The sequence below is a fragment of the Pedobacter sp. KBS0701 genome, from assembly GCF_005938645.2.
In the GTDB taxonomy this organism is placed as follows: domain Bacteria; phylum Bacteroidota; class Bacteroidia; order Sphingobacteriales; family Sphingobacteriaceae; genus Pedobacter.
Window position 1 is genome coordinate 3769262 of record NZ_CP042171.1, and the last position, 20360, is coordinate 3789621.

The 20360-nt window shown below is 37.5% G+C and carries 13 protein-coding genes; 1 reads left to right on the forward strand and 12 read right to left on the reverse strand.

Annotation, left to right across the window (positions count from 1 at the left end; translation table 11 throughout):
• Positions 1 to 71: 71 nt before the first annotated feature.
• From FFJ24_RS15170 to FFJ24_RS15215, 10 genes are all read right to left on the reverse strand, one after another.
• On the reverse strand, positions 72 to 1055 hold the full coding sequence (locus FFJ24_RS15170) for a class I SAM-dependent methyltransferase (protein ID WP_138818021.1): 984 nt from the start codon (positions 1053 to 1055) through the stop codon (positions 72 to 74).
• A gap of 103 nt (positions 1056 to 1158) precedes the next feature.
• Positions 1159 to 3018 (reverse strand): clostripain-related cysteine peptidase, encoded by a 1860-nt coding sequence (locus FFJ24_RS15175; protein WP_138818022.1) that lies wholly within the window; start codon positions 3016 to 3018, stop codon positions 1159 to 1161.
• Positions 3018 to 6173 (reverse strand): hypothetical protein, encoded by a 3156-nt coding sequence (locus FFJ24_RS15180; protein WP_138818023.1) that lies wholly within the window; start codon positions 6171 to 6173, stop codon positions 3018 to 3020. The genes FFJ24_RS15175 and FFJ24_RS15180 overlap by 1 nt, the downstream gene beginning before the upstream one ends.
• Before the next feature lie 92 nt (positions 6174 to 6265).
• Positions 6266 to 6775 (reverse strand): hypothetical protein, encoded by a 510-nt coding sequence (locus FFJ24_RS15185; protein ID WP_138818024.1) that lies wholly within the window; start codon positions 6773 to 6775, stop codon positions 6266 to 6268.
• Positions 6776 to 7372: 597 nt separating this feature from the next.
• On the reverse strand, positions 7373 to 7582 hold the full coding sequence (locus tag FFJ24_RS26795) for a LytTR family transcriptional regulator DNA-binding domain-containing protein (protein WP_138820717.1): 210 nt from the start codon (positions 7580 to 7582) through the stop codon (positions 7373 to 7375).
• A 203-nt stretch (positions 7583 to 7785) separates the two neighbouring features.
• Entirely contained in the window at positions 7786 to 9024 is a 1239-nt protein-coding gene (locus FFJ24_RS15195; RefSeq protein WP_138818025.1) for a fibronectin type III domain-containing protein, read from the reverse strand.
• Between the two features lie 135 nt (positions 9025 to 9159).
• Entirely contained in the window at positions 9160 to 10371 is a 1212-nt protein-coding gene (locus FFJ24_RS15200) for a DUF4998 domain-containing protein (protein ID WP_168202486.1), read from the reverse strand.
• A 30-nt stretch (positions 10372 to 10401) separates the two neighbouring features.
• Positions 10402 to 11601, reverse strand: a complete 1200-nt coding sequence (locus FFJ24_RS15205) for a DUF5000 domain-containing lipoprotein (protein WP_168202487.1) — start codon at positions 11599 to 11601, stop codon at positions 10402 to 10404.
• A 23-nt stretch (positions 11602 to 11624) separates the two neighbouring features.
• Complete coding sequence (locus tag FFJ24_RS15210; RefSeq protein WP_246862624.1) at positions 11625 to 13610, reverse strand: RagB/SusD family nutrient uptake outer membrane protein; 1986 nt, start codon at positions 13608 to 13610, stop codon at positions 11625 to 11627.
• A 20-nt stretch (positions 13611 to 13630) separates the two neighbouring features.
• Entirely contained in the window at positions 13631 to 16876 is a 3246-nt protein-coding gene (locus FFJ24_RS15215; RefSeq protein WP_168202488.1) for a TonB-dependent receptor, read from the reverse strand.
• A 633-nt stretch (positions 16877 to 17509) separates the two neighbouring features.
• Between FFJ24_RS15215 and ettA the strand changes: the two genes are divergently transcribed.
• Entirely contained in the window at positions 17510 to 19189 is a 1680-nt protein-coding gene (gene ettA / locus FFJ24_RS15220) for an energy-dependent translational throttle protein EttA (RefSeq protein WP_138818028.1), read from the forward strand.
• A gap of 147 nt (positions 19190 to 19336) precedes the next feature.
• On the opposite strand, the gene FFJ24_RS15225 is transcribed toward ettA, so the two are convergent.
• Together FFJ24_RS15225 and FFJ24_RS15230 are read right to left on the reverse strand one after the other, a co-directional pair.
• Positions 19337 to 19720, reverse strand: a complete 384-nt coding sequence (locus tag FFJ24_RS15225) for a hypothetical protein (protein WP_138818029.1) — start codon at positions 19718 to 19720, stop codon at positions 19337 to 19339.
• A gap of 18 nt (positions 19721 to 19738) precedes the next feature.
• Positions 19739 to 20086, reverse strand: coding sequence for a hypothetical protein (locus FFJ24_RS15230; protein WP_138818030.1), 348 nt, complete (start codon positions 20084 to 20086; stop codon positions 19739 to 19741).
• Positions 20087 to 20360: the final 274 nt, after the last annotated feature.

A 20360-nucleotide genomic window follows, 5' to 3' on the forward strand; every position in this document is an offset into this window, starting at 1 on the left:
AATGTAATACCTCTTGACAACGGAACTGATTTATCAACCTGGGTTCACTCTTCAGCAGACAATTGAATCCGCTATAGTCCTAATTCATAAGTGAAGCCAGGTTTATCAGACATTACATATTCAAATGTTACCGCCACATCCTTCTTGTGGTTTTCTAATTTACACACAGCTAATGGCATCGTCAGACTGCAATTATAAGTTGTCAATACCTCTTTACCAAATATGGTTATTTCGGTAAATAAATCAAGCCGGTTATGGGTTTCAGAAGTAGGTACCTGTAAAACCACTGGCTGCGGAAGCAGGAATTCCCGACTGGTACTATACACCAGTCCTGCTTTTATCCTTTTTGGCTGGTAGTCTGGTATTACAAAATGGTTATATTCTTCTTCCCACCGGGTTAATATTGCTTCAACGGTTATGTTTTCCGGAATAAAAATAGCCTCTGAATGCATTTGCGGAATTAAATTGTTCATAATGGCCAATTGAGGCTCTTTCCGTAAAGCATTTAACATGGTTTCAGAAATTGCCATATCAATACGGATAGTATCAGGAAATTTATAAGTAGTAGCATCAGTGCAAACATAGTCGATCACATAGTCTGACAGGCCTAATCGCTCATAGAGCATTTTTGCCGCATCCAACGAATCTGTATTGATATCCAATAAAATGAAATTGATCTGCGCCGAGGTAAATTTGGACGTTAAAGGTGTTAACAATGCAGCGTAAGGACCACAACCGGCATACAATATATTAATTGTATGTCCGGGCATTGTATTTAATAAATGATTAACTGCCTGATTAATACCTCTGATAAATCTACGTGTGCGCTCTAGCTCTTTAAGACAATGCGCAGCTTTAATAGTTGACACCGCAGTGCCATAGGTTAATTTGATATCTTTATCTGTAATATTGCCTGCCTTCACTCCAGTTACGCCAGCAAAAAGCAAGTGGAGCTGATCTATCGCATTTTTAATATGCAAATAGTCCTCTTCAAAAAGTAAGGCATTAGTTGCTTCAGAAATGCTTTCGTTGCGTTGTTGAGTCGTTAATTCCATGTATATTTATACCTAATGCTAAAAGTTTAATACCAAACTAAAAGATTAAATTTAGCTCAGATCGATCCTTAATTATTAATTTATTTGAGCGTATTACGGCATTTTAATTTATTATATAATCTTCGAATTTGGTATAGTGTTTATTTCCGTAGAAATCAACCATACAAAATCCTACCTGATAATTTCCTTTTGGCAGCGTTAAAAGTTTAATGTCTAAAGCGAAGGGATCAATAATAGTAAGTTTACCCAATTCAATACTCATTGATTCATCCAGGGCATTTTGACCCAGAAAAACAATTTCATCATGAGCTTGCAGGTCTTTAATCTTATCGGTAATACCATCAGCAGAAATCTCCCGAAATCCGATCACTTTAGCCAGATTTTCCCCATCAACATTAAAATATTTCATAATCAGTTCTGCTTGTTTTCCATTCCAAAGCACAGGTATATTGTAAGATACACCCGATTGATTGGAAAGTCCCATAAATACACAAACATTGATACCGTTAATGCTGATCCACCTGGAATCCCATTTTTTATTCCCCCCATACAAGGTAATATATCCACGGTGATCAACATTTGTATCATAGGCATCCAATCCATAGGACAGCAGCGTATTATCTCCTGTTAATTTTCTGATATTTAAGTAAATCTTATTGGTGTTAACCAACATGGCAGCGTTTAACTTTCTTCCCGAATCACTAACAAAAACGCTATCAGCACCGCCACCAATTAATTCAGCTACATAATTTTCGATAAATTTTTCGAACGCTATATTGAAAGGCGTTTTCAAATAATCCTTTAATTGACTGGCCGTTTTTCTATTGTAATAAGGGAAATATACCGAAAGCCCCGAAATGGCATCTTTATCTAAATTTTTTGAATAAACATTGAATAAAACTGCATCCCGCATCTTTTTCTCGAAATCACTAAACAATGTGTCTGTACTCTTAGCTGCTAGCTTAAAAAAGCTAAAAATATCAATCATATCTTCAGCCGCGAACGAAAAAGATGGTAATCCGAATGATTTGGACTTGGCCCGGTAATTTGACTTCTGTTTAAAAGCTTCCTTTGCGGGGTACGTTGAATTTAGATTTGCAGAAATGTTACTGATTAATTTTCCTACACTTATATTTAAAGCATCTACTTTATTAAGCGCTATTACAGACAATGTTGCCTGGAGATAAGGTTGAGACGAATAAGTATCAATATACGATTTTGCAATTCCCTCCAGAAGTTGAGCTGTTTTTAGGTTTGGATTGGTAGATAAGGAGTTGATGATATATTGATAATTCCAACCGTTGCCAGGTTCGAGCTCTTGTGAGGCCACCATGTATTCAGCATAGGGTGCCAGTACAGTGGCGGTTTCAATGGTTGCCATTAAACAGGCATCAAAACCTATAAAATCCAGGTTCAAATCATTCTGGCTACGTTTCAAATCAGCAAAAGCCTCTCCCATTTCATGCAGCGACAGGGAAATATCTTCAGGAAATAATTCATCATATCCAAAACCGTGTACACTGCCTCTTCCGTGATTCCAAAAAATCAAGCCGTATCTTTCTGCTGGAAAGTTCTTTTTACTATAAGTGATAAAATCAATCAGGGTTGATGAGTTTCCTATACTTTTGTTTGCCGTAACTTTTACTTTTTCAAAACCGTCTTTAGTAACCTTGCTATAGGTAAGGCTATCACTGGAAATCGGCGCAGAAAGATGCCATTTTTTAGTCCCGCCATGCAAAATCACTGTTGCAAAATTATCATCAACGTTTTTATAGGAATGAGTAATTTCATTAATGTCTTCACTCGCCAACTGATGTTTGCTTTCCAGGTCTGAGCCATTCATATAGATCAGCAGTACAAAACGGCGTTTAGGCTCCAGGTTTTGAGCATGGCTTGTACTAGCGTAAAATATGAGTACAGCCAATGTTAATAGTAAATGGCGATTTTTTCTAATGAAGCCCATTATCTTCTTGGATTAACTTGTGGAGGATTTCTAAATTGATAAATGGCTGCGGCCACAGCATCTTTAAATTCCTCACCATATTCATTCTTATTATCCGGGAATGTTTTCTTTAACAATTCTGATAATCCATCTGCATAATTCTCATTGGCTTGATCTATATTAAAATCGCTGTTGGCCTTAAATGATCTTTTAACTTCATTATTGTTTTCAATAACATTATCCACTCTTAAAAACAACGAACGCCTTTCGTTTCTTAAACTTCTTGCAACTGTTTTCTGATCGTTAATTTCCCTAACAAGGCCTAAGAGATCGGTCATCTGCTGGTCCATTTCACTTGAAATGTTGGCCCTGGCCTGGTTATCGCGTACCAATGTAATCACCTCATCCAATGAACTTACAAACTCATCATCAAAGGCTTCTACACATTGGCGCTGTATCACTTCATTTTTGAGTTTCACCTCTTCTATTTCGCAAATGTTTTGTTGCCAATCATCAGGTTGCTTTTCATATTCATCCAGGTATTTCTTATTCGATTCGAACAAGAAATCTTCTATCATTTCATGAAATTCCAGCAAGTCGTAATAGTCTTTTTTATTTTGCGCAATGCTTTGCAACTTAGGCGTTAATAAATTATAATCCGTTTCTGAACTTAAAGTTCTAAAAATGCCGTTATTGATATTTGAGGTCACTTCCTTCGTTTTAGCAGATAATTTATCCTTTACAAAACCGGTGATCAAAGCACTAATATCATTCATTGCTTTATCCACATCTAACGAACCTTTTAACTTGATATCATTTCCAAAAACAGTTAACTCAAGTTCCGCTTCTATTTTCTTGGCATTAGATGTAAATTCCATACTTAATACGAAAGATTTGATCCAAAGTAACCTGGTAATGGCGCTTAATATATTAGCTACTGCCTCTAAGGCTCCTGATGCGACCTTTCCTCCAAGGGTTAGTGCGGCCTTTGCTATTTCCAAAGCACCATAGGCTACGCCAATAGCCACATTAACACCCACCTTTAAGGTTTCATAATATAAAATCTGAGCTGAATAATAAATTTTATCATCCAAGCGCCACCAGGAAGCATCTTCTCTTCTATTCACATAATCTCTGATGTAATTGTTGTATTCATTGATCGTGTTGTTCAGATTTAAAATCTGCTGTTGCGCTTCGGTCAATTTCCGGTTTGCATTTTCTATAGAGTTTTGAACGCTCCTGGCCGCATCACGCACAGCATTCTGCGCTTCTTCCAAAAGTTTGATAAATCCACTGGTATCGAATACCAAACGTGAACTAAACCCACTACTCGAAAAATCTGCATAGTTTCCATCCAAATGAAATAAAATTTTAAAGCCAACATATTGCAGTTCAAGATCAATGTATACCTTTCTGTCTTTAAGAAGAATCAAGGCATCTAATTGAAAGATATTTAAGATATTAACATAAGCACTTAAATAGAATTCGAGTTTTTTTGATGCACGGTTGATGTTTAAATACAGTACAGGGCCTTGAGCATCTGCCTTTATTAAAGCGCCAGCCAAACCTCCTTGTACGGGTTCCATAGGCATAGCCTTTCGGGATCTTGTCAATTCAAATATTCCCTTGATTTCAATTTTTGAAATTTCAATCAATGTCAGGATAGCATTACCAGGCTCTATAAGAAAAAGCCCTCTGGCTTTTACATTAAAGATTTCGATGGTGCCGCACAGAAAAAAACCGACATTCATCTGATAGTTTCCTATTTTGGTAGGCTGGGAACATATAAACAACTGGCAGTTTAAAGAAATGGCTCCGGATGAGTCGACACGGTAATGCCGCATGGTTGAAGTATCGGTAAAGATGGATTGGCGGCTGGCTCCCAACGCAGAAACCTGAAGATTTTCTGCGTCAGGTATGGCGAGTTCAGTGGGCAGGCTTGAATTAAAGTTCTTCAAGATTTCCGCTTTATTGGCCTTATCCGTATAAGATGGATACTCCCATTGGGGCATTTTAGCATTATTAATTTCAAAATCGGCTAAAGCCACCACATCAAGAAATTCTATGCCAGGAAAATCAACTTCCGCAATATCTACAATAATGTCCTTTAAGGAAGTCCTTCCCTTGGTAGAGGTGATTGCCGCCGTAATTAATCCAATATTGGCCTGGCTTACAATAAACCCAGCAAAAATGGAAATATTATTGGTCGTTACCCGACCAGTCATCCCAAAAGTAAGCCCTGTGGCCCCTACGCCAATCATCAAGCCTAAATCGCTCAGGCAGATCTTGGTGTTTAATGGTATCCTATAGTTTGAAGAAGCAGACAAGGTAAATGAGGAGACGGAGAGGTTCCCAGCAAGAACAAAGGTTAGCACATCTTCTTTTAAAGGAAAATTGAGCTTTCCTCCTGCCTCTAAGTAGAAACCATTATCCTTTTTAATCCCGAAATATAAATTTTCAATCTCATAACCATCCTTTTTGATATCGGCGCTGATGAGCATCGCTTCAAATTTTGAAGTGTTCAGCGCTGCTCCTATAATCAGATCGATATGATCCAGACCAGTTAATTGATAAAGCCCCTTTCCAAATGCACTTTCACTATTTTTCAAATCAAATAATGAGTTGGCAACCAATTGGTGATTACCATAGCGATCTGACAAGACCATCTCGGGAAAATAATCTGATGCGCTTCGGTTTAAATATTGGTTAATGGCAAGAGAGGCTTTGTTTCTAACAATTAATGCTACTTTTTTTATACTAAAAAAAGTCATTGTGTCGTAAATGAACTGCTCTAATACATTTCCATCCTGAAAAAAAGCGGTATCTATGCTTAAAGCCAACTGTTTAACATCCGCAAGCACAACCACATTGGCATAAAGCGAAGCTTTACCACCTGATATATTTTTATTATACAGAATAACCACAGACCAGATATCGGCAGATTTAAGCACCTGTGCTTTAAAAGTCCCGGGTAAGTTATTAAACAGCGTAAATTGGCTAGACAGTCCATTAACGCCTAATTCATTGTTATTTAATAAATCTTTGATTTCAGCTCGACTAGTATCGAGCTCTCCGAAAATCAATTTTTTATTATCATTTACAATAATGGCTATTGACGCATCTAACTCAAAAATCTTCCCGGTAGCCGAAAAAGCGAAGTTGGTGTGGTTACTCATTTTGAAATCAAAAATTATAATCTAGCGGCTGTGCTTAACAGAAAATAGATCAACTTAGCTGATACTAATGATTTTAAAATCGTATCAGCTCGTTATCCCGCTTGGGCCAATTGTTTTTCAGGTGCATCAAGTTTCTTAACCAAATTTTCAATGGTATCTAGATTCAGTTGCTGTAAGATTTGATTTCTTTTAGTATTCCAGATTTTGAAGGCTAATTTCTCTACCTTTACAAAGCCTAGATCAGGAATAGCTCCTCCCAAGTCCACTTCAATGGCAAAGGCATACTCTTTTTCGGCTCCTTTTTTGTAGATATAAGCGGTTTTCAAGCTAAACTTAAGATCTTCTAACTTAAACTTAGATTCGGGTTTATTTCCAGTATTTAACGACTCTAGGCCATCTTCGATCTTTTTTTGATTTACTTGGTTACCAAAGGCCTCCTGCAAATCTTTCAGCATATCGCTTAAGGTGGTACTACCCACATCGTCCAACTTTGCTGGAACTAAAAGAAAAGAAGAATCGTTCCCATTTTTTTCATAAACTGCTACTAAATTAGTTTTAAGTAATTGGAACTGTACGCCCAATTGAAGACTCATTTCACTCATTTTTTAAAAAATTTCTTAATTTCCTACTCTTTTGGCTTTTCGGATGATGCCCCGTTTGCGCTGTGGTCTCTGGTCTCCACTTTTGGTTATAATAAGGTTATTTAGCAGATCGGTGTAGCTTGCTTAAGCCATCAATCACCAACCCCATTAATGTTTTCAATAATTAATAGTGCAACAGTTAAATTAACCTACAAAAGCTGGCTTACAATTTGGTCTGTATTTGGCTAAGCTTCTCAAAGCACACATTGGGATTATTATTTTTTGCATATCAACTATAGCTATGGTCATTAAATCCATTTTTTAGACACAACTAAACATCAGCCATTTGATGGCTAACAAAAAAATTGGTCTTTAGGCAATACAGCTGCAACGAGAAAGAGTTGTGACTTGAGAGCGTTGCATATCCGGATTGTTCCTTCAGAATTACCGTGTGATAATTCGTAACAGTTAATGCATCGTTAGCAATTAACTGTTACGAATATAATATTTTTATCATTCCAAGTAAAATTCTGAGCAAAAAAATAAGCATTAAAATGTCACCCATAAGATGAGCTGATGAAGTTTAGCGGGTAAGCCTATTGCTTCATAAATTAGCTATTATTGGTTTAACCAGGCTTTAAATAGTGGTGCCCGTTCCCGGCTTACAAATGCTTCCTGCAAGGGATAATGAAGAAAAGTAACTTTGAGTTTTGAATTGAAATGATTGTAGACCTTGTCTATAGCATTTATATACACAATATACTGCCTGTTGAGCCGAAAGAAAAGTAATGGAAATATAGGATTGTGGTCTTGAGCCTGTTTAAAGATTTGCTATAATACTTTTATGCGTGTCGATAATTGTTTAAGTCGATACAAGTTAGCTCAACACAAAATCCTTTCAGAAACTTCTCTTAAAGTAAAAAACCCCAAAAGCTAAACTAATGCTTTTGGGGTTTACTATTTATGATATAGCCTCTTTTTCATTTGTTAATGAAAATTGGCAGCTAAGCTATCACATCCAAATGTAATCATTATGGTGTATAGGCACCACTGAATTCCGTTAAACCATCTTTACGCATGGCTTCGATAATTAAGCAGGTATAGGTAAAATCCCAGCTTGAAGTAACCTCCGAATTCTGATTAAGTCCATAAGGCCAGTAATGTTGGCTATCACCACTAAGTTGGGCGGTATTGTCATTTGTAATCAACCTCAATATTGCGGTTACACTTGGTGCCTGCAGTTTACCATTAACAAGTGTACTCCACCACCATGAAGAAGTTCCGGTACCTAAAGTGTGTGAACCTTCATGAAGCATCGTTCTGAGATTTTGATAGGACGAATTGGTTCCAAACTGCATCCAGCCCTGATTGTTGGCATCGGCTGTTGGTACACCATCAACATAATTTAGATATACATGTTTAGTAACAGAAGTATAGTTATTAAAATACCATACTGCACTATCTATAGCAATCTGTAGTCTGCCATACGCAGCGAGCTCTTCGGATCCAGGGTTTTGAGATTTGTTAAAGGTATAGGTAAAATTACCTTTTGCAATGGTTTTAAAGGTAACTTCATTACTATAACTAGTCCCTTTAGCATTAACGGCATAAGCCCTGGCGTAATAGGTTGTTTTTGGTGTAAGGTCTTTTAAGCTCACCCTAAACTTACCAAGTCCGGCGTTCTTATGCTTCACTTTGCTACTGCTGATTGTAGGATTTGGGGAGGAAGCATAAACAATTCCTCGTTCTGTTACAGCATCACCACCATCTGTTAACACCTCAATATCTGCTGCTGCTACGGTTGAACCTATAATATACATGGGTGAAAAACCAAATGTTGCGCTGACAATATTGGCTGTGGTGAGTTCGATTTCATTCCCATAAGCAATACCAGCTTTATTCACGGCAAAGGCTCTTACGTAATATTTAGTGGAAGCGGTTAGGCCTTTAATTTCACTTGTAAATGTACCTGAACCACTCACACTGACTACGCCTGATTTATTGTTATCTATTGTTGGTTTGGGAGAAGTACTCCAGCAAATCCCCTGGTCAGTAACTGCAGAACTTCCCTTATCGGTGATGGTTCCTCCGCTCATTGCACCAGTGGTTGTAATATTAGTAAATGCAGTAGTCGTTAAACTTGCAACCTGAACATTAGCTTCAGTTTTTGTTCCGGATGTTTCTGGTACGTTTCCACCCTTCTTACATCCGCCGAACATAGCAAACATTAAACAGGCTACAATAAGATATTTTTTTGATTGAGTCTTCATTTGGTTTCGTTATTTAGTGATGAAATAGGTTTAGATAACAGCAAATCAGATCAAGAATTAAACGCTTTGTTTCTTATACCTTGATATACAAATAATAATACCTCCCTAAGAAATTAACTTAGGGAGGTATCGAATCTATTTAGCCCACTTCAATAATTTGACACTTTTAATTTTTAAGTATTGGCCAGAATTATCTATTGATACGGCGAAACCTATTGAAACTGTTGTTTGCTGAGATAATGAGAAGTTTAGTTCTCCGCTGGAGATATTCGAATAAGCAATAGCAGCAGTTGGAATATTGGTCACATTAGGCAAAGTATTACCAGCAGCAACAGCAATATACCTGGATCCTCCACTATTCTGATCAAGACCAGATAACCTGAAAGTATATTTTCCGGCTGGCAATGTAATTGTTTGATAAATCAATCCGTTAGTAACAGGAGTATTGATACCCCAGCCAGATTCGAAAGATAATACACCAACTCCACTCCTTAATTCATATCCACCATAAAGGTTATTATTAATATTTTTCGCACCGGCACTCGTTATCCATCCAGCCAATGTACCCCATCTGGATCCATCCCAGGTATCTCTTACAAATGGCCCTGCGTTAGACAATAGGCTAGTCATGTCTTCATCCACAGATAAATTTGTGATATAGTCAACCTTAAATGTGTCAACACAGTTCGTATCTGGAAGAAATAAGGTACGATATTTATAAGTTGAACCACTTTTATAATTTTTAAGTACTGATCTGGTCGAGTCAATAGGTGTACGTACAGTTACTAAGTTATCACTTGTATTAGTGTATTGAATTTCCGTAGCAAAAACTCCGGTTAATTTATCCATACCTAACCATTGTATAGTAGCTGTCCCATCAGAAGCGCGCTCTCCACCACTAACCGCTCTGTTACTTAATGAAGCTTTGTAACGATCTCCATAAGATCTGGCATTGGCATAAACCGGAATAGATTTATTACCCATCTTATCATAAGTGTATATAATAAAATTCTGTAAACCTTCTGTTTTGATTGGAATAGAGTAATTAAGTGTATCTATAACATTTTTCTTAACAACCGGGATTACCAATGAATCTTTCATGTTATTCCAAAATATTTTACAACTTACAACCTTAGGATCTGCCAGAAAAAGTCCTTTTAGTAATACTCTTGAATCACCCGAATACATTTTAACAGAATCCAGCTTACCAGTATAAGAAATTTCGCCACCTGCTACAAATTTCTTAAAGTCATCCTGTTTGGTACAGGCACTGTAAACCCCTGCAACTAATATAAGCAAGGCAGCCACAGTTAACTTTCTATATTTTTTTAATTTATAATTATTCATCTTTATCATTTTTAAATGAAACTTAAATCGCTATCGCGGATCTCCATAACATTGAATTTCAGAAATGGACTGAAAAGTTGTGCCCTGCCAGTTTTTATTGGATTTAATGCGTAGATAACGGAATTTCTTAGCAACAGCTCCAAAAGTATAACTGATGCCGGCATTGGCAAAGGAATAATCTTCTGATGTTTGAACACCATAAGCACTGCCAGATGGTTTAGTAGACTTATATGATCCAATCATTACCCAATTATTAAAGCTGCCATCTGCTGGAGGGTTATCAGATGCCCATATTTCAAAATCCTTTAAATTTCCTCCATAATAATACATCCTTCCCGCGTTTAGATATTCAGGATAGTTCCACACTACAATTCTGCTTAGGATAGCGGGTTTTCCAAGATCAAAAGTTACCCATTGTGGCGTTACCTGTGTAACATCAGTAAGTGAACACCTTGGCCAATCAATAAAATTATTATCCCACATATTCTCTAATGCAGTTGCTGTGTAAGTCTGAACAGCATCTGTTGGAAGTTTTAATGCTTTATATAGTGATTTAGAAAGCGCTGTTTCATACAAAGGCTTTAATGTAGTATATAAGGTATCGCTGTAATTTAACCACCTGTCGCGAATAGTAATGGCGAATTTACTGCTAAGTGTATCCAGACCACGAATTGACTGGTTAATATCTGCCGCAGACGTATATATGTTTTTACCCAGCGATTCGTATTTGCCATTTTTAAAGATCATGACTTCAATTGATAAATCGGCTTTAGCCGGATTACTTGAGGTAAAGTTAATGCCAGCGAAATCAGGTATTACCTTTAAGTTTCTGAATACTCCTCTAATCGGATTTTCCAAAGGTTTGATTTTGACAATTTTTGGTGCCGAAGCAACCTCACTCCTGTTCACTGCATAGACCATAACCTCGTGCTCATTGGTATCGCCAAAGCCTTCTACTAAGAGGCTGTTATTATAATAAGATGATTTAACTTCAGCCTCGGTACCATTTGCTAACTTGTATACCGCTTTAACATAAAGCAAATCTTTATCTGTAGGCAATACATAGCTAATTTTTGCATTTGCCGGACCATTCTCTACTGAAATATTAGAAACCTGCCCAGGTGGCGTTTCATTCTTTTCGAGTGGTTTAAGTTCATCTTGCTTACATCCTATAAATGACACTATCATCATCGATAGCACCAAAGAAAATAGTTGATTAATCTTTTTCATATTTTTATTGATTAATGATAATTTTACCATCCAGGGTTTTGTACCAGTTTAGGATTAACCGTCAAATCGTATGTTCTAATTGGCCACAAATAATCACGCGGTGCGATAAAATTCTGATTCAATACCGTCCTTACACGATAATAAGACTGCTCATCAGGCTGATTTACACTCCAAGCAGTAATCGGCTGGTTAAACATTTCGGCTGCGCGTTTCCATCTTCTGATATCCCAATAGCGACTGCCTTCAAATGCCATTTCAATTAAGCGTTCCTGCTGAATAATCTCTCGCATACCGTCTTTAGTGGTATATTTTGATGGATTAGTTGAATAGTTCATCCATGATGATTCTACACTTTGCAAACCTGCTCTGGTTCTGATTTTATTGATATAATTATATACATCCGAAGAAGGGCTCGATAAAGTCTCATTCAGCGCTTCCGCATACATCAGATATAAATCTGCCAAACGGACTTCAGGCCATGCATAGGTTCTATAGGTTGCCCCGCTGTTGCTTTGCGACATATTCCAATCCACCACTTTCTTAACAAAATAGCCTGTTTCATTATACCAGCCAAAATTGTTTGCGCCGGCCAATTGCGTAGATTTGGCTTCTACAGTGTAAGTATTTTCATCAGAGCTTGAAGGACTATCATATTTGTACCAGGTAGCACCGTCAAATGCTAAATCAGCATAGAAACGTGGCTCTCTGTCAAAGTTTAATCTCGCAGTATTATATCCTTCTTTTATATAAAAACGTTCTGCTTTTACGGCTTTCCTAATAGTATAGCGATTACTGAAATCAAGCGTTTTATCTTCATTGATCGGCACACCGTTCCGGGTGTAGAACATTTCTGCAATTTTAATAGGAGGCGCTAACTGTTGTCTGGCTAATCCTACCGGGATTGGGTCTGAACCTTTCATCAAACGTGGCATCGCTACCTGTTGCATAAATAATGAAAGACTATTTGGGTTAGCCCAAACATGCTCAGAATTTTGAGCAACTCTCTCCGTCAAAGCACCTCTTATGGTAAGCTGCCTCAAGGTACTGTCAGACAGTTTAAACTGTGATCCAGGGAATTGATATAATTTAAATCCTGCACCTTCAGCTGCATCAACGGCGGCTTTTGCCGCATCCCTGGCTTTTATCCATTTATTGGCATCGTATGTAGTATTAAAAAGTGCAACCCCATCTTTATCACTAAATCCCGCATAATCTGTGTTTCCATTAAACAAAGGACTTGCAGCGGTTAGTAGTAATCTAGCCTTAATGGCAAGTGCAATCGGTTTGGTAATACGCCCCAGTTCATTGCTCCTGTCCGTAATAATCATCGGTAGATTAGTAATTGCCTCATCCAACAAATTATTCACATAATTCACACAATCATCAAAAGGCATCCTTTTAATTCTTACTTCGTCAACAGATGCGTCAAGATCCAGGTTTTTATCTACTATTGGAATCGGGCCATACATACGAAGCAGTAAAAAGTTGTAATATGCTTTTAAAAATTTTACTTCTGCAATCCAGCGCTGTCTTTCATCCAATTTGAGATCCGGAACTTTAGTCTGATCCTGTACATTGTCTAGAAAAATATTACAGGTTCTGATCGCTTTGTATAAACCATAATTATCATTATATCCTCCTCCCTGATAACGTCCGTTCCATGCATCCATTAACGGATTATCGGCATTCTGGCTACCTCTGGCTATACGCCAACCATAAGAAATAAACTCCCGTTCTTCTATATTTGACCATATTTCATCTCCGGCCATAAAACCCATATTGTTTAAAGGGTCACCATCTTTAGGCAAAAAGGAATAACAGGTAAATAAATACTTTTCTGCCTCACTCCTTAAGGTAAATGCATTATCTATTGTGGCCACGTTATCAGGAACAATGTCCAGATATTTTTTACATGAGCCCAATAAAACTAAACTCAGCATTAGAATGGAGGCAAACCCCATTAAACCAGGCTTCTTTTTATTTTGAAATAATATTTCGGTATTTTTCATTGTATTTTCTTTAACAATCTTTAAAAACTTAAACTCACACCTAAATTGTATACCGTTTGTACAGGGTAACCTAAACCGTTTCCTCCCATTTCCACATCCCATAATTTAAATGAGCTAAATGCGGCAAGGTTACTGGCATTTAAATAAAAGCGGGTAGCCCTGATTCCTAGTTTGTTTTGGATTCTGGTTGGAAGATTATAACCAAGTTCTACCGATTTTAATCTTAAAAATGATCCATTGCGCATCCACCAGGTTGATGTCTGATTATTATTGGCAATAAATTTATCGCTCAATCGCGGCCAGAATGCATATATATCACGATTTTCTTCACTCCAGTGACTATTAGCAATTACGTCGAGCAGACCATTTTGTGAACCGCCATTAAAAACAAACGGGGAAATATTCTGCGGATTGATGAAGAAAGATGAACGGGCAGAACCCTGGAAAAAGGCAGAGATATCAAAACCCTTAAAGCCAAATGTTCCTCCAAAACCATAAATAATTTCTGGTGCCTGTGGTAATCCGATAGGTACAGCATCTGCTGCCGATATTACACCATCACCATTTACATCTCTGTATTTGATATCACCACCGCCATAATCAAGTCCGGGTTTACCGGCAAATTGTACAGGTGAATTTTTAGCTTCAGCATCATCAACAAATAGCCTTTCTGCGATATATCCAAAAGTTTGTGTACTTGGCAATCCTACATGGGTTCGATATGCCTCATTTGCATTATAAGCAGGCTCATCATTAATTAAAACTTTGTTAGTTGCATAGGTAAGGTTACCTCTTAACTGCAAATACATGCTGTTTCCAAAAGATTTATTATAATTAGCCGAAAAGTCAACTCCCCTGCTCTCCATTTCATTCGTATTTGCCTTAACTGCAGCCTGAAGCCCCATTGTACTCGGCACATATACCCTGTCTGTTAAAATGTTAGAACGGTTTTGTTTATATACATCAATATTAAGACTTAACGCATCAAACAGGGTCATGTCCAAACCAAGATTGAGTTGTTTAGATTTTTCCCACGTAATTAAAGGATTTGCATAACGTGAAATAGAGATACCATCTTTATAATAGAAGTTATTCTCTCCAAATGTTCCGCCATAACCTGCATCATTCATGTTCACCTCCGAAAGATAGAAGAAACGATCCTGAGCCCTTCCAATCTGATCATTACCGGTGATACCATAAGTCGCTCTTAATTTCACATTGCTTAATACTTTGCTTAATGGTTTGAAGAATTTTTCATTGGAAATCAGATAACCCAAACCAAATGAAGGGAAGAAACCAAAACGATTGTTTGCAGCAAAACGCTCCGATCCGTTATAACCAAAGTTAAATTCAGCAAGATAGCGATTATCATATCCATAAGTTGCACGTCCAGACACACCCTGATTACGGGATGGCAATGACAACTGAAGACTTCCTGCGTTTGCAGCCAGATAATTCCTCATATTGGTAATCAACATTCCGGTTACCGCATGTTTCTCTTTAAAAGTATGATTGTAATTTACAGCTACTTCTGTATAAAAAGTAGAGTTTAAACTTTTAGTTCCTTCTGAATAATTAAGATATTCCGTTCCGGTAAGTCCGTAGGTTGGAGGTGCACCACTATTTAATAAGTTTAGCATAAAATCCCCACCTGCTGGATTAGGAATAGCTGAATAATAAAAAGGATTATAATTACGCGCAATATCAAAGTAGGAATACCTGATTACATAAGACATCAGTCGTGCACTTAAACCTGGCAGTATCCCTTTTAAATCTTGTTTTAGTTCAATTTGTGTTTGTAAGGTCGAGGAATTATTATCCTGATATCCTTTTACCATTTCGGCATAAGGATTAACATAAAGTGACCCGCTAGGCGAAATTGCATTACCAAATAAAGGATGTTTGGCATAAGGTTGATAACTTGCTGGATAAACTGCAGGAAACATTACCGGATTTGACCAAAGTGCCTGATTAAAAATTTTCTGACCACCATTGATCTTGTTTCCGTTACTATCATATCCACCAACTGGGCCTCTGTAATCGTCAAACTGACCATAAACCCTGATAATAGCTTCCGTGGTGTTGGTTAGGTTAATATTAACCGTAGATCTCAATGAATAATTTCTGAGTTTGATATTACTATTAAAATTATTAAGATCTGCCACTTTCAATACCCCGTTATCAATATTATAAGTACCCGAAATATAATAACTGGCTTTACTTCCACCACCTGTTACGTTCATATTATAACGTTGATTAAACGTATAATCCTTAATCAACTCTTTTATCCAGTTATTATTTGGGTATAAAAGTGGGTTATCACCCGCCGCAGTAGCATCAATTTTAGTCTGCAGGTATGGTAATATAGCTAATCTGCTTCTGGTTAAAGCTGCTTCATTAGCCTGTTTCATATAGGTAATATTATCTGCAAATTTGAAATTTCTCGTATTGCCTGATAACGAAGTTTCAGCACGGAAAAAATATTTGGTTTCACCAGCCTGTCCAGATTTAGTGATAATTAAAAGGACACCGTTTGCACCCCTGGCCCCATAAACTGCTGAAGCAGTTGCATCCTTTAAAACGTTAAATGATGAGATATCATCAGGTTGTAAACGGGCCATATCATTTTGAGTAGATTCAACACCATCAATCAAAATTAAAGGATCCTGCTTACCCGCACCAAAACTTCCTAATCCACGGATAAAAAAAGATGCATTATCTGCACCCGGCTCACCGCTACGCTGATAGGCAATCATACCAGCTACTCGTCCGGCCAGCATTGTCGTCAGGTTACTGGTTGGCCCCTTTAACTCTTTTGGATTAATAGAGGTAATGGAACTGATCACACTGGTCTTTTTCTGTGTTCCAAAACCAACTACCGCAACATCATTCAGCGTATTGGCATCAGGTTTTAATACGACGCTAATATTATATACACCATCACGTTCATAGTCAGCCACATTTTTGGTTACTGCTTTGTAGCCCACCAGGCTAAAAAGCAATTTACCCGATCTTGCAACCTTAATGGTATAGCGCCCCTGATCATCTGTGGATATACCACGGCTTGATCCAGCTACCTTAACATTTACTCCAGGTAAACCGCCTACAGTGTCCTTCACCACCCCCTTAACGGTTACTTCATTTTGTGCAGAAGCAGAAAAACAAAAGCCCATGAACATCATTATGCCCACAAGCGTTCGGAATACGCTTTCACGGAAAAATAAACAGCCCGAATTTTGAGCCTTCTTTTTGTAGATTTTTCTCATTGTTTGATTTTAGTTTGATATAGTTTGTTGATTAGTTTATTCATGGGCCTACCAATCATCATACGGTCGAGTCCTTATGATGGCAGATATGCTTACTTTGCAAAACTCAGCTGAAAGCTTTTCTAGTTAGTGAAAGAGCTTAATGATAATTAGGCAAAATCATCTATATATAGAGATAACTATAAATAGGCGTTATTCGAATGTTTAGGATAGTTTGTTTTTCTTCATATCTTCATTGTTATATTTGGTTATGACAAATTAACTACTAAAATACCTATCCGAGTGAGGGGCAATATGGTAAATTTTAGGGGCCAAATTAATACGAACGCCTGTCAAACGCTGTATTAAGCGAATACTACCAAATTAAAACGTTGGAATAACGCTTATTTTTTTTGAAAAATGAACCAACCCCTCAATTGGATATTATTAATCAAAACGTGATCCATTCATCATCAAATTTATGATATACTTTACAAACCATTTTGTAATGGGCTTGTTGTTTCTATCTTTGTACCCGGTCTTAGCATTGCCGCTTTCGGGACTTGGGGCGAATTTTAAAAAAGCAGATGTATAGTATAAAAATCCCCGTTTCGAAACAAATTGCCCTTAAACATTCTAACATAAGAAACTAACATGTCTGACGAGAAAATAATCTTTTCAATGGCAGGAGTAAATAAAATTTACCCGCCACAAAAACAGGTTTTAAAAAATATTTACCTTTCTTTCTTTTACGGAGCCAAAATCGGAGTTATAGGTTTAAATGGCTCTGGTAAGTCATCCCTTTTAAAAATTATTGCCGGTTTAGATAAATCTTATCAAGGCGAAGTCGTTTTCTCGCCTGGTTATTCGGTGGGTTATTTAGCGCAGGAGCCAATCTTAGATCCGGAAAAAACGGTTCGCGAGGTAGTTGAAGAAGGCGTTGCTGAAGTTACTGCCATTTTAAAAGAATATGAAGAAGTGAATGAAGCCTTTGGTTTGGAAGAAAACTATTCTGATCCAGAAAAAATGGATAAGTTAATGGCCAGACAAGGCGAGCTTCAGGATAAAATCGATTCTTTAGGTGCCTGGGAAATTGATTCGAAATTAGAAAGGGCCATGGATGCCTTACGTTGTCCTGATCCGGATACTAAAATCGGTGTACTATCAGGTGGTGAGCGCCGCCGGGTGGCCATGTGCCGTTTATTGCTTCAACATCCTGATGTATTATTATTGGATGAGCCTACCAACCACCTGGATGCCGAAAGTATCGATTGGTTAGAGCAATTCTTACAAAATTACGAAGGAACCGTTATTGCAGTTACCCACGATAGGTATTTCCTGGATAATGTTGCCGGATGGATTTTAGAATTAGACCGTGGCGAAGGAATTCCTTGGAAAGGGAATTACAGCAGCTGGTTAGATCAGAAAGCAAAACGTTTATCACAGGAAGAGAAAACAGAAAGCAAACGCCAGAAAACATTAGAACGTGAATTAGAATGGGTACGTATGGCACCAAAAGCACGTCATGCAAAATCTAAAGCACGTTTAGCCAATTACGATAAATTAGCTTCAGAAGATGGCAGAGAAAGAGAAGATAAATTAGAGCTGTTCATCCCTGCAGGCCCACGCTTGGGGAATGTGGTTATTGAAGCCACGAACGTTACCAAAGCTTATGGCGACAAAATATTATTCGATAATTTAAACTTTTCACTACCTCCGGCAGGTATTGTGGGTATCATCGGACCAAATGGTGCGGGTAAAACCACTCTGTTTCGTTTAATTACCGGACAGGAAGAAGCTGATGCCGGTACTTTCCGCGTAGGCGAAACGGTTGAACTGGGTTATGTGGATCAGATGCACAATGACCTGGATGCCGATAAAACGGTGTACGAAAATATTACGGATGGTTTAGATAACATACAATTGGGTACTAAAGCGGTTAACGGACGTGCTTATGTTTCAAAGTTCAACTTTAATGGTGGCGATCAACAGAAAAAAGTTGGCATTCTATCTGGTGGTGAGCGTAACCGCGTGCACCTGGCCATTACCTTGAAAAAAGGGGCCAATGTATTGCTACTGGATGAGCCTACCAACGATATCGACGTGAATACCTTACGTGCATTGGAAGAAGCTTTAGAAAACTTTGGTGGTTGTGCCGTGGTAATCAGTCACGACAGATGGTTCTTAGACAGGATCTGTACGCACATCCTCGCTTTCGAAGGTAACTCTGAAGTTTATTTCTTTGAAGGTAATTACTCAGATTATGAGGAAAACCGCAAAAAACGTTTGGGTGATGTTACACCGAAACGCATTAGGTATAAAAAACTAGATTAATAAAAAGTCCCGGTAAAATCGGGACTTTTTTGTTTGAGGCGTAATTTTGAAAGCTTTCTGTATCTGTAACGTTGAGCTTGTCGAAACGCTTACTAGCGACCTGAATAGGTCCTTCGACAGGCTCAGGATGAAAATTTTTCTTACAATTTATGCAGGCTGAAAAGGATTTGGCCTTTGGTTTTCTTTCGCTTTGCGTTTGCCCCTGAAGAAAAAATACAGGTTAATGAACAGCATAATGCCCAGGTAAATGGCAAAACCACCTATTTTAGAACTTAGTGCTTCAACCAAACTGCGGTAATCGTTTGCGCCAATCGTAATCTTCATAATCAACAGTGCGAAACCGATATTGAGCAGGTAAAAGCCTGTTTCGAAAAGTTTGTTCGTCGCGTTGGCAATCTCTTCCCTTCCCTTAAAAATATCCAACATATATATCTTACTGTTTTTGAACAGCGTTTTTGAAACATAAAAAGTCAGAAAAAGTGCAATTGGTAAATAAACTGCATAGCCGATTAAAATTTTTGTCGTTTCCATAATGAAAAGTTTAAGGTGTTATTTTATTAATTTATGAATGGTTTTGGTAAGCAAATAGATATTTAAATAATGAAGAATCGACAGGATGCAAACAATAGTCGCCACTTTTACGGCCATCACTTCTACAAGCTGCTGCGATGAGGCAATCGTCTCCCATCCTACCAATGTCATGGCACAATAGCCAATATTAACCAGGTAATAAGAAACCAAAAGCGATTTATTAATCTGATGACAAAGATCCAAATGATCGGGAATGAGTTCAGCTACAAAAATATTTCCATTTCGGTAACATATCTTCCCTACCACTACGATGATGAATACGATAACCGCTATAAAGATGGCATATCCGAGTATATTGTAATCCATAGCAAAAGATTTAATTATAAAACTTTCAGGAAAAAATGAAAATATAAACTAAAAAAATAAGCCCCGTTAGTGGCATTCTTTAAAATGTTTTATGCTCTATTTTCCTTTCACAGTGTAAAAGTAAATTAAATTTATTAAACTTTCAAATATTACTGAAAATTAATTAAAAATAAGTCCCTAGTCATTATGAATGGCAATGAAGGATCTCATCGATTTATTAAAGATTCTTCACTGCGTTCAGAATGACAGATTTTTAGCAGATTATAGGCTGCGA

Coding starts and splice junctions, on each gene's coding strand:
- FFJ24_RS15210 (WP_246862624.1), bottom strand. CDS start 13,610: ATGAAAAATACCGAAATATTATTTCAAAATAAAAAGAAGCCTGGTTTA.
- FFJ24_RS15215 (WP_168202488.1), bottom strand. CDS start 16,876: ATGAGAAAAATCTACAAAAAGAAGGCTCAAAATTCGGGCTGTTTATTT.
- FFJ24_RS15175 (WP_138818022.1), bottom strand. CDS start 3,018: ATGGGCTTCATTAGAAAAAATCGCCATTTACTATTAACATTGGCTGTA.
- ettA (WP_138818028.1), top strand. CDS start 17,510: ATGTCTGACGAGAAAATAATCTTTTCAATGGCAGGAGTAAATAAAATT.
- FFJ24_RS15170 (WP_138818021.1), bottom strand. CDS start 1,055: ATGGAATTAACGACTCAACAACGCAACGAAAGCATTTCTGAAGCAACT.
- FFJ24_RS15230 (WP_138818030.1), bottom strand. CDS start 20,086: ATGGATTACAATATACTCGGATATGCCATCTTTATAGCGGTTATCGTA.
- FFJ24_RS15200 (WP_168202486.1), bottom strand. CDS start 10,371: ATGAATAATTATAAATTAAAAAAATATAGAAAGTTAACTGTGGCTGCC.
- FFJ24_RS15205 (WP_168202487.1), bottom strand. CDS start 11,601: ATGAAAAAGATTAATCAACTATTTTCTTTGGTGCTATCGATGATGATA.
- FFJ24_RS15180 (WP_138818023.1), bottom strand. CDS start 6,173: ATGAGTAACCACACCAACTTCGCTTTTTCGGCTACCGGGAAGATTTTT.
- FFJ24_RS15185 (WP_138818024.1), bottom strand. CDS start 6,775: ATGAGTGAAATGAGTCTTCAATTGGGCGTACAGTTCCAATTACTTAAA.
- FFJ24_RS15195 (WP_138818025.1), bottom strand. CDS start 9,024: ATGAAGACTCAATCAAAAAAATATCTTATTGTAGCCTGTTTAATGTTT.
- FFJ24_RS15225 (WP_138818029.1), bottom strand. CDS start 19,720: ATGGAAACGACAAAAATTTTAATCGGCTATGCAGTTTATTTACCAATT.